A 12,324-nucleotide genomic window follows, 5' to 3' on the forward strand; every position below is an offset into this window, starting at 1 on the left:
TGAACTATAAAGGACCGTCATTGCGAGGAACGAAGCAATCTCATGTTGTAGCATCGTAAACGTCTTCAGGATGATGAATGCATTTGCCGCGCACGCAATTGCATGGCTCGCATACCGTCATTGCGAGGAACGAAGGAATCCTATGTTGTAGCATCATAAACGTCTTTGAATGATGAACTATAAAGGACCGTCATTGCGAGGAACGAAGCAATCCCATGTTGTAGCATCATAAACGTCTTTTAATGATGAACTATAAAGGACCGTCATTGCGAGGAACGAAGCAATCCCATGTTGTAGCATCGTAAACGTCTTTGGAAAGACGAACTATGAATGATGATGCATTTGCCGCGCACACAATTGCATCGCCCGCACACCGTCATTGCGAGGAACGAAGCAATCCCATGTTGTAGCATCGTAAACGTATTTTAATGATGAACTATGAATGATGAATGCATTTCCCGCACGCAATTGCATGGCTCGCACACCGTCATTGCGAGGAACGAAGCAATCCCATGTTGTAGCATCGTAAACTTCTTTTAATGATGAATGATGAATGCATTTCTAGCGCGCACGCAATTGCATGGCTCGCATACCGTAATTGCGAGGAACGAAGCAATCCCATGTTGTAGCAGCGTAAACGTCTTTGAATGATGAACTATAAAGGACCGTCATTGCGAGGAACGAAGCAATCCCATGTTGTAGCTTCTTAAACGTCTTTTGAAAGACGAACTATGAATGATGAATGCATTTGCCGCGCACGCAATTGCATGGCTCGTACACCGTCATTGCCAGGAACGAAGCAATCCCATGTTGTAGCATCGTAAACGTCTTTTAATGATGAACTATAAAGGACCGTCATTGCGAGGAACGAAGCAATCCCATGTTGTAGCATCGTAAACGTCTTTTAATGATGAACTATAAAGGACCGTCATTGCGAGGAACGAAGCAATCCCATGTTGTAGCATCATAAACGTCTTTTAATGATGAACTATAAAGGACCGACATTGCGAGGAACGAAGCAATCCCATGTTTTAGCATCGTAAACGTCTTTTAATGAAACTATAAAGGACCGTCATTGCGAGGAACGAAGCAATCTCATGTTGTAGCTTCGTAAACGTCTTTTGAAAGACGGACTATGAATGATGAATGCATTTGCCGCGCACGCAATTGCATCGCTCGCACACCGTCATTGCGAGGAACGAAGCAATCCCATGTTGTAGCATCGTAAGCTTTTATGGAATGCACTTAGCCACGCTCATCAACATTCCCTACCTGATCGCCTTTATCCCTTCGTGGGTGGCGGTAACCGGTATAATGCTGCCATCAGGATTGAACCCCATTTTATCAATACATACTTCCCGGTTAAAGCCAGCCGCATTGCCCATCGTAATTCCCCTTGGATAATTAAACCGGTGGTATACGATATACCATTCGTCTTTGCCAGGCACCTGTATGGTGGAGTTGTGCCCGGTAGCATAAATGGCCGCTTCCTTGTTTGTAGCAATAACTATGTTGTTTTCGGGTATGTTGATGGGGCCCAGTGGCGAGTCAGCCGTTCCATACCTGACCCGGTAGTTTACGCTCCGGGTATCGTCTTCCGACCACATGAAGTAGTATTTACCGTTACGTAAGAATACATGGGTTCCTTCCCGGAAAGTCTTGTCTGGTGTAATCACTTTGGTAGTGCCTTCCTTAAGCGTAACCATATCATCGTTCAGCTCAGCAACCGCCATATAGCCGTTGCCCCAGTACAGGTAACTCTTGCCCGACTTAACATCGGTAAACACGTCGGGATCGATCTGTTGTCCACCCGTAACACCTGCGGGAAACTTGTCGATGAGCGGCTTGCCCTGGTCAACAAAAGGCCCGGCAGGATTATCTGACACTGCAACACCGATCTTTTGTGCGGCGGTAAAATAGTAATAGTACTTGTAGTTACCATTAACCTTTTTTTCAACAATACATGGCGCCCATGCATTCCGGTTAGCCCAGCTTACCTCTTTGGGCAGGTCCAATATGGTACCCTCATCTTTCCAATTGACAAGGTCGGCAGACGAAAACGCTTTAAAGAATGTACCCGACCAATTGTTGAATCCATCGCTCGTCGGATAGATATAATACCGGCCGGTTTTCTCCGCGTAGATTATGTCGGGATCCGCATAATAGCCTTCCAGCACGGGGTTGTGGTTCTCCATGGCACTGACTTCATAAGTTACGGGTTGATGCCCTTTAAGTGCAACGGTGTATTTCACCGGCCCCTTTGTAAAGTCGGCTGGCTTAGCGGGGGTAACAGCAACACCTGGAAAGTTGATAAACCCTGGTTGAAAGGCTTTCAAGTTAGTTGACGGCTTTACAGGTAAATAAAGCTTTTTCGAGCTCGTATCAAACCGGACGTTGATGTTCTTTACCGACCTGGACTGCGCGGAAAGGATGACGTCATCTGCCCGCCCCCACTTGCTGATGAGTGTTTCAGCTTCCTTTTTTGTGATGGGCATTACAGTGCCATGTCGTGGATGAAAGTTCATGGTAACGTCCTGGTCAATCACCGCGAAGTTTTCGAAGTCGGTTGTTTTTGTAAACTGGTAGCGGCCTTTGGTATAAACATCGTACATCAGGATATAGCCCTGTCCATTATTCAACTTAAAGGTGCCACCGCCTTCAACGGGATCTTTGGTTTGCTGAATGTATTTGTCGCGCAAAACGTAGCCTCCAGTAAGCTGGTCTGAAACCGCGATCTTCAGACCTGCACCTTCGCCTTCTGTTTTGAAGATGAGATGGTATTTACCGTCTTTATGAACAATGTCGCCATCGATGCAGGCGCCGTTTGTGGGACTAAAGAAAAGTTGTTTGGGCTCGCTTTGCAGGTCAGTAAAGTCGTCGTTCGCATAAGCATAATATATCTTGTCCGGGTCTTTACCATGCTTCATAGAAAAGTACACCATATACTTACGGGCTTTGGTGTCGTAGATGGTTTGCGGTGCCCAAACACGAAGCAGGCTGTCGTTACCCGGGAAACGTTTCTGAATATTCACGATCGCCGAGGTCCAGTTAAGCAGGTCTTTTGATTTCATCAATACCATTGCCCGGTTTGAACTCCATCCCTTTGCAGATACCATGTCGGTGACTACCATATAGAATGCGCCATCTTCACCACGAAGAATGTGCGGGTCGCGTACACCACCGGTAGAACTTATTTTTTCTGAACTAATGATCGGGTCATTACCGTTAAGTGCCCGATAATTATAGCCGTCGTTGCTTAAGGCAAAACGGTTCGCTTCTTCGTTTTTGGTATTGCCCGTGAAATAGGCAAACAGGTAGGCGCTGTAATTTTCTGCTCTCGTTTTCTTTTGTGCATAGGCGAAAAAGCAGCACACTACAGCCAACAATAGTAAAGTCCCCCGTCGAATTGATGTTTCCATTTGCTTGCAAGCTTTTAATTGAATAAAGGTCCGGCTGATGTGACCGGTGGAGCTACATGCAGCGTTGTTCATTCAAAAGTAATGTACTCGAACAACAAATCAGGTGTGGATGCAAAAGCCCACTTCCCCACTGTGGAACCCGTTATTAAACCATCAGGCAGCCGGTGGTTGAAGCTTAGCACCGCTACACCCGCAAATAAAAAGACCGCCTTTTCAGGCGGCCCGTTGTTCCATTATTGTGTGCTTTGGACCCTTAGTATTTCCATTGTCAGGGATGAGTCACGATATGCGGTACAAGTGAGTGACACAACCGGAGCTTCATAGATATTCTTCTGCCGGTCACCAAAAAAACGCCAAATGCACCGTCTATTACCAACAGCAGAGATAAAATAAATTGCCTTTTTAGCGGGCAGCCTTTTAAGTCGTTGAATTAAAAACCTGGCTTAGTTAGTACCCCGGGTTTTGTTGCAGGTAGCCGGGAATATTTGATGCGCCATCGATGGCGGTTTGCGGAATCGGGAATACGCGTCGTTGCTTGTCGGTATTTGATTTTTCGGTCCACGGATCTTCGTACTTACTAAAGCGAATCATATCGGTACGGCGCAGCATTTCCCAATAAAACTCGAAGCCCCTTTCCCGATAAAGAAGGTCGAGGTTCATGGTGGTAAGCGCAGGAGGCGGGGTTGAACTGGTCCTTGAAGCACGAACCAGGTTCACGTCGGCAAGTGCACCGGCAACATCATTTGATTTCCTGAGCTTAGCCTCAGCGCGCATGAGGTAAATGTCGGCGAGCCGGGTAATTACGATATCCGCTTCGCCGAAGTTGCGACCGCTGACCGACTTACGACTAAACTCATATTTTTCAACCCGGTAGCCCGTGTTATAATTGCTGCCCTCCACCGTAAAGTCGATTTTTTCTGTAAACTCAACCGGAAGAGTTGGTTTGTTACGGGTATCATGAAACAACTTGCCCACCTTCATACTTCCGTTTGGACACCTGAGAAAAACCCCGTTTCTCCTAAGGAGCCCATATTGCTGGCCACGAAGTATTCCGCGGTTAACATGAAACTGCTCAGGAGGCACACATGAGTCAGCAAGATTGGAATAAATGGAAAGGTTTTGTTTATAGAACCTGGGATCAACAGAAGGATCGCCGGGGGCATAGGCATTTACCCAGGTCCTGTAATAATCAGGCGTTATACCCGGACCATCGGTTCCATTTGCCCCGGTGTACTCGGGAAGCGGAAACTGGTCGCCGGAAAGTGAAAAATAGGCCAACCGATTATGACCATTCAGGTCGGCCCGTTGGTCAACCGCAAATACGATTTCTTTATTGGTGTTATTGTTATCATTGAAAATGGAGAAGTACTCGCCGGATAACGCATACTGGTTGGACTGAATCACCTTTTCACAGTATTCAATGACCTTATCCATATCCTCAATTTTGAAAGTAGGTTTGGCGGCATATACATCCCGGTACACCGCCGCATTAAGGTATAACCTGGCCAAGAGGCTCCATACCGCGGGCTTACTTAAGCGACCATTGGTAACCGGTGCCGGTGTCAGGTCAGGCTCAACGGCCATAAATTCATCGATGATGTAAGTAACCGCCTCGTTGCCGCGCAGAATTTTGGAATTGGTTCCGAGGTCGTCTTTTACAAAGGCAAGCCCGAAGAGATCAAGCATGAGCATATTGTAGTATGCCCGCATGCCCCTGGCCTCTGCGATAAACGTTTTTACGGACTGATCTTTTAACGGGGGCAAGGATGTAATTGCGGTGATGGCGCGGGACATACCCTGAAGGATGGTGTTCCAGGTACTGCGGATGTTCGGGTCGGTTGTGGCAAAATTGTGTGCGTGCATGCCCAGATAAATACCGTTGTCGCCCCAATCGGTACCACCCCTGTAGGGCAGGATAGCTTCGTCGGTAGATATTTCCTGCAGGGTGAAATAATTGGTATGTGTAAACAGGTTTGGCAACACGGCGTATACCGGGGCAATTAACCCTTCAGCAGCTGCCTTATCAGACAAGCCGGTAACGGATGACTCGTCCAGCACCTTTTCCTCCAATTTGGTACACCCTGAAAAAATGAGGGTACCCATTACTAAAACCAGCTTTAAATTCTTCCTCATAAAAACTATTTAAGGGCAATGTTTAAACCAAGAATAATTGATGTTGCTTTTGGATAACTGAGATAGTCGATACCATAAGAAGAGATACCATTTACCGTTCTGTCGGTATTTACTTCGGGATCAAATCCGTTGTAGTCGGTAATCACAAACAGGTTTTGTCCGGTGACGAATAATCGAAGGTTTGATACCCACCTGCCCAGGCCCAGTGTTTCAGGTTTGAAATTGTAACCCAGTGAAGCATTGTTTAACCTGAAAAATGCGCCGTTTTTGAGGTATCTCGACGATACGGGAGCTGCATTATTGACGGACTCGTTTGCATCAGCAATGGCTTCAGGGGTAGTATTAATTCCTTTTGATAAACGCAGCTTATAAAAGTTGGAGTTGGCCGTATTATCGTATACTTTGTTACCGGATACGCCATTGAAGCTGGCGGCAAAATCGATGCTGCGGAAGCTAAATCCTCCATTGAAGTTATACTGTAAGGTGGGTAATGCCGAACCCAACGGGAGCCGATCCCTGTCATTGGTCAGGCCGTCACCATCAACATCTCTGTACGTGCTCATACCCGTACGATCGAGGCCGGTAAACTCCCTTAAGAAGAACGTACCGATGGGCTGCCCATTTACATAGCCGTTGATGGTGGCCGAAGTAAGTCCGGAACCCGAAGCGGCACCTGACTGAATAACCGAATAGGGTGAATTGCTTACCATGTTATCAATCAGGGTAAGGTTGCCACCGAAATTGTAAGTAAGCCCTTTGCGGTTTGTTCCCTGGTAATTGAGGTCGAGCTCAAGACCTTTATTGGTGATGTTCATGTCCTCTACATTAGTCCAGAAAGAGCCTGCGGGTTGAACCGGATCGGCCGGGATGACTTCGAGCAATATGTTGTTGGTAACCTTTCTAAAGTAATCCAAAGTACCGGTAAGCGCGCCACCAAAGAACCCGAAATCTACGCCGATATCAGTTTGTGACGAAACCTCCCATTGTATATCGGGATTGGCAAGCCTCGAGTATGAAGTTCCGCCAGGATATGTGCCGGTTGGGTATAGCGGGTAGCTGGTTGTGCCCGACACCTGGGAGGTAAACAGGGCCTGGGTGATTTTAGATGGGATCTCCTGGTTGCCGGTTTGCCCCCACCCTGCTCTTAGCTTTAAGGAGTTAAATATGGAACCTGCCATGAAGCCTTCCTGCGAGATGATCCAACCTGCAGAAAAGGACGGAAACACCCCATATTTATTGTTCTCGCCAAATTTGGAAGAACCATCGGCCCTCACGGTACCCGTTAAGAGGTACTTGTTTTTATACTGGTAATTTACCCGCGAGAAAAAGGACTGCAACTCGTTGATAACGGCAAAACCCCCGGGCCGGTTATTTGCCAGTGTCAACTCCTGCCCCAGTCCCGGGTTATAGCGTGGATCGATGCTGGCAATGGGGAAGCGCGTTATACTGTTTGACCTGCCCTGTACAAATATGTTTTGGTAAGAATGACCAAGAAGTGCGGTCAGACTGTGGTCACCCTGCTTAAACGACCAGGTCAGGTAATTTTCGATGAGCCTGTTCCTGTTGAGGTTGGTTACGGTAGATAGCCCGCCCGGCTGAAAAGGTTCCTGGTTGGGTTTTGATTGGTAATCGCTTGTAGATGTAGAATTATCAATACCGAAGTTTAACCGGTACACCAGCCCTTTTGCAAGGCTAAGATTTGCTGCTACAGTACCAAGCACCCTGTTGATTTTGGTAAACTCCCGCTCCAGTTCAAGGGTGAGCAATGGGTTGGTTACGGCCTGGTACCTTGCCGGACTACCATCAGCGGCGTATGCAGGATAGGTAGGATTGGCGGATATTGCACTGCCTATCATTGCTTGTGATGGCGGCCGCTCATTCACGATGTTGGTAGCGGTCAGGTTAACGTCCACCGTAAGCTTGCCTTCCAGTAGTTTCTGGCTTGCATTCATCCGGGCACTGTAGTTATCAAATTGGTTGCCCTTAATAATACCTTCCTGTTTTTGCATAGCAAGCGACGCGTAGTAACTAAGCTGGTTAGCGCCACCGCTGAAAGAAAGGTTATGGGTTTGGGTAAAGGCATTGCGCGTAATCTCCTTTTGCCAGTCGGTATCGGCGCCTTTTTCATCTACGACCCCTCCCAATGCTACAACCTGGGTACGATACTCCTCGGCGGAAAATAGCGGAAGGGCCCTCGCCAACTTCGATACGCCGAGATTAACCGAATAGTTAAGCGTACTAAAACCAGCTTTACCCTTTTTTGTAGTGATGATGATGACACCATTTGCACCCCTTGATCCATAGATCGAAGTTGCCGATGCATCTTTTAAAACGTCGATGCTTTGTATATCCTGGGGATTTAAAAAAGCAAGAGGATTTGTTGCACCGCCCGTACTTGAATTGTCTAAAGCAAAGCCATCAACTACAAATAGCGGGGTGCTACCTGTTCTTACTCCACCCGGACCACGAACGGTAATATTCTGGATCGCACCGGGCTCGCCACTCGCAGAGGTTACGTTCACGCCGGCCACTTTTCCCTGCAGTAATTGCTCAGGTGAATTGATGATACCACGGTTAAACTCGCTGCTTTTAACTGACTTCACGGCGCCGGTAACGTCTTTTTTGGTGGAGCTGCCATACCCGACAACAACCACATCGTTTAGTTGTCCCGACCTGGGTGAAAGTTTTACATCTACCCTGTCGCCCGCTACGTTCAACCGGAGCTCTTCATAGCCGACAGAACTGATCAACAGTATCGCCCCAGACCTTGCCTGGATACTGAATTCGCCGTTGCGATCGGTAAAACTACCCGTTGACTTACCGCCGGTTCGTACCAGGATAGATGCACCTGATATGGGCAAATCAGTAACACTGTCTTTTACTGTACCGGTAACCCGGCTATCCTGTGCGACAGCCAGTAACGCATGCGTTAGTGCAAAGAATAAAAACAAGCTTAGCCTCTTGTAATGCGATGTTCGCTGCCTCATAAGTGTAGTTTGGTGAGCAAATGTACCGGCAACAACAGGTTTGATGCACCGGTTCCCATTAAGAATAAATGAAGTTATATCCGGCGCGGTCCGGCGTCAGATAGGTTTTTACAGAGTAAGGATTTCCTGCCAGGTGCTTTACAACGAATCAACGAGGCGCAGGATAGTTGAATCATAGCGTAACCTGGCCTTTGTTACAGAAAATGCTGGCACTAATTACGGCAAATTCAGCAAGAAAGCAAATCAAAGCATCAGCGGTTTTCCAATTGTTTGTGTACCACTATAGCCTGGTTCGAAGCCTGCGTAAAGCGGAATCGGTGATTAAGGTTTACTTTACAGGGTCCCTGGCTAATGGCTATTGGTGCGCATAAAAAAGTGCAGAAGCGATCTGCTCCTGCACTGCACTGAATTGTAATATTTGCCTCGTTAAAACACGTTAACCTTGAGCCCGATCTGTGCGGTGGCTCCGGTATACAAAGCTGAATAGGTATATTCCGGTTTCCACATATACCTGCGTTGTGCCTGGTTCAACAGGTTGTTTGCATTGGCATAGATGACCCACTTTTTGGTAAGGAAATAGTTTACGTTCGCGTCGAGGTAATAAACTTTATCGTAGTAAATATCGCCTTTGCCGTTGGCAAGAATACCGGTTGCTGTAGTAAATGCCGATGTATTGTTAAACGAAACCCGTGCGTTGAAGCGGTTCACCTCATATGCAATAGAAAAGTTGAGGATATCGGTGGCGGTACCAGGCAACTTTGGATCACCTTCTTTTGTGAATATCCAGTTGTGGGTGTAGTTAGCGTAGATATTAAAATTACTAAACGGCTTTGGAAGGAAAGTAAGCTTTCTTTGGAAGGCAAGTTCCATACCTACCAGGTTAGCTGTACCTGCATTTTCGGGCTTTGTCCTGGCCAGTAGTTCATCGTTCTTTTTTAATGGATCGTAATACCGTTTATAATCGGTAATGGTAGCTGTAGTGGATCCGCCTGCGGCTTCAAGCTCCTCTGGAGTCATAACAAACTCCTGGACCTGGGAGAAGCGAATGTTGTCGCGTTTGCTGACGGTGTAGCTGGTGATGTTTTTGAAGTAAATTCCACCTGAGATCAGGCCGGTACCACCCGTATAGTATTCACCAAGCAAATCAAGGTTATTGGATAGTGTAGGCTTCAGCTTAGGGTTTCCTTCCGAGATCGTTTTGTCCCTGATGCTGATGTTCATCTTTGGTGCGATGTCGCCATATGCAGGCCTGGAAATCGTACGGGTATAGGCAAAACGGAAAACGGCTTTTTTGCTGGCATCATACTTCACGTGAAATGCCGGCATAAAGTCGACAAAGTCCGAATTGGAAACCACTTTTTCCCTGATGGCATTGAGTCGCTTGTTGTAATTGAATCCTTCATACCGTAACGTGCTGTGCTCCATTCTTACTCCGCCAATCAGGGATAGCTTGTCCCCTAATTTTTGCGTACTCATGAGGTAGGCTGTAGCAATTGACTCTTCTCCTTTATAGTTGCCGGCTAATGTTTCCGTTGCGTCCTGCACCTTTAAAAAGTCAGTAGTATTTCCATAGTAGCTCACATCCTGGTGAGAAACCCAATCGGTTGTAACCGTGCTGCCAACTTCATATCGAGAATTTGGAAAAATAGACCTGCTGACATTTTGCATATTGTTACCGTAGCCTGTCCAAAAGCCTTTCCAGTCACGGTAGTCTTCAACGTTAACCGCCTGGCCGCTGGCGATCTTTGCTTCATATTCTGCCCTTCTCAGCGGGTCAATCCCGGGTTTCCAGGTTACCTGGTTTAATACCGTATTTGCCTTGGACATACCCCTGTATTTACCGCCAAACCTCAAGGTGTTGCCGTATTTTCCCTCGGACAGCGGTATGGTGATATCCAGCTGTGCAAGGTACTGCCGGGTATAGGAACGCTTGTCGGAGCCATTGTAGCTGTCGGCATACCAGGTGTCTACGGTATCACTGTTGCTGGTTGGACGGTTCTTTAAACTTTCAAGAACATTGTCAACACCGGTGCCACCTGCTGCCCTTACAAAGCGCGAGTTGGTATAATCCATTTGAACAGTCTTTTCCATTTCACTTTCGAGTTCGAGGTTGCGCGAATTTGGAATGTCGCTCCTGTTCTTCATATACGAACCCTTCCATTCTACCTTAACTCTTCCAAATATGTGTTGCCCTTCGAGTCCCAGGTTGATGATCTTCTGGTCATTTTCAGTGCCATTTCTTTTGTTCACTCCACCATTTACATGACGTTCGAGTTCGGGGTCATAAATTGGATGAAACGGATCGTTATTGAGGTCTACATAATATTCTTTGGTGATGTCGTCGATCATATCCTTGTTGCTGTCTCTTACCGCATTGCCCTTCAGGGTGCCTCGTTCGTAACCCGCGGCACGCTTCCAGTTGGTTGGGTAGTCAGCCCCGATGTCATCAACTTTCAACGTATACCTCTGGCGCCAGTCTTTATAATCATTATAAATACCAGTCAAGGTTATTGCATGTTTTTCGTTGAATTTATAATCCAGCCCTACGGTATAGCTCTGCCGGATTCTTTCGATTAGGATTTGTTCCATGCTCAGGTACCTGGGCATAAAATACGTGTTGCCGTCTACCCACTTTGTATCACTCCAGTCACTTGCATGTGTGTTCGAGCCGAGGAACTGGCGATAATAAGAGGCTGAAGCCATTACGCCCAGTCTTTTGTTTTTCAGGTAGCGATTTCCAAACACAAGGTTTCCATTTGCCATGGGTTTGTCGATCATAAAAGAATAACCCGTTCCTGCCGTAAAGGATAGCAATTTGGTATACGGTGCCTTACGGGTGATCAGGTTAACAACACCTCCTATTGCGTCACCATCCATATCTGGTGTTATGGCTTTGGTAACCTCGACTGTTTGTACCATGTCGGAAGGCACGGCATTGATGTTTACCGAACGGTCATTACCGGTTCCCGACATATTGGTGCCATTGATATTAATGGTGCTTTTAGAAGGGTCTGTTCCCCTTACGCTGATCAACGATGCTTCGCCCTGGTCGAGTTGCACATAGATGCCCGGTACACGCTTAAGAGCATCGCCGATATTTGGATCGGGAAAACGACCAATCTGGTCTGCTGAAATGATGTTGACGATCCTGTTTGAATTCTTTTGTTGATTTAAGGCTTTTAGTGCTGCGCCGGTGCTTCCGGTCACCACTACTTCTTTAAGGTTGGTGCTGGCTTCGCCATGTAAAACAACGTCCAGGCCTACCGGAGCACCGTTGCTGACAGCAACATCACGTTCAAAGGTTTTAAAACCGATATAGGTAACAGTAAGTTTATGATTTCCGTTTGGGAGGTTTAGCAATTTGTAGTTACCGGTTACGTCTGAGATCACTCGTTTTGAAAGTGATTTGATTTCGATGCTTGCACCGGGAAGGCTTAGGTTGTTGGGATCGATGATCCTACCGGAGATAAGCCCCTGCGAAAATGTTGAAAGCGGCAAGAGGAACAAAATGAATAACCAGGTTAAGATAGCATTCTTATACATAATTGTAGTTTGACTTATAGCGATTTTGAAAATGAGTTTAAGAGGGGCGTGCACGACCTGCACCGGCAACCAGAACGATAGCGAAGGATGATCTACGATGAGCACCAAAAGTCGGCGCCTGATATTGTCTTATTATTACCGCAGTATTAACGATACAACAAACCTTTTTCTTTAGTGAAGAGATCTACTTTAGACGTTACCCGATCCTTTCTATTGTAAATCATTATGGTGCGGCTCCACCC

The 12,324-nt window shown here is 46.8% G+C and carries 5 protein-coding genes; 1 reads left to right on the forward strand and 4 read right to left on the reverse strand.

What is annotated here, in order from left to right:
• Positions 1-1,268: 1,268 nt before the first annotated feature.
• Positions 1,269-3,419 carry a family 43 glycosylhydrolase gene (locus EXU57_RS14880; protein WP_133269017.1) on the reverse strand — a complete coding sequence of 717 codons (2,151 nt, stop codon included), beginning with the start codon at positions 3,417-3,419 and terminating at the stop codon, positions 1,269-1,271.
• Between the two features lie 81 nt (positions 3,420-3,500).
• Here EXU57_RS14880 and EXU57_RS14885 point away from each other — a divergent pair, with 81 nt between their 5' ends.
• Entirely contained in the window at positions 3,501-3,743 is a 243-nt protein-coding gene (locus EXU57_RS14885) for a hypothetical protein (RefSeq protein WP_133269018.1), read from the forward strand.
• A 123-nt stretch (positions 3,744-3,866) separates the two neighbouring features.
• On the opposite strand, the gene EXU57_RS14890 is transcribed toward EXU57_RS14885, so the two are convergent.
• The 3 genes from EXU57_RS14890 to EXU57_RS14900 form a co-directional block, all read right to left on the reverse strand.
• Positions 3,867-5,552, reverse strand: a complete 1,686-nt coding sequence (locus tag EXU57_RS14890) for a RagB/SusD family nutrient uptake outer membrane protein (RefSeq protein WP_133269019.1) — start codon at positions 5,550-5,552, stop codon at positions 3,867-3,869.
• Between the two features lie 5 nt (positions 5,553-5,557).
• Positions 5,558-8,539, reverse strand: coding sequence for a SusC/RagA family TonB-linked outer membrane protein (locus EXU57_RS14895; protein ID WP_133269020.1), 2,982 nt, complete (start codon positions 8,537-8,539; stop codon positions 5,558-5,560).
• Between the two features lie 426 nt (positions 8,540-8,965).
• Positions 8,966-12,082: a TonB-dependent receptor gene (locus EXU57_RS14900; RefSeq protein WP_133269021.1), complete on the reverse strand. Its 3,117-nt coding sequence runs from the start codon at positions 12,080-12,082 to the stop codon at positions 8,966-8,968.
• Positions 12,083-12,324: the final 242 nt, after the last annotated feature.

This window comes from Segetibacter sp. 3557_3 (genome assembly GCF_004354985.1).
Lineage (GTDB): Bacteria > Bacteroidota > Bacteroidia > Chitinophagales > Chitinophagaceae > Segetibacter.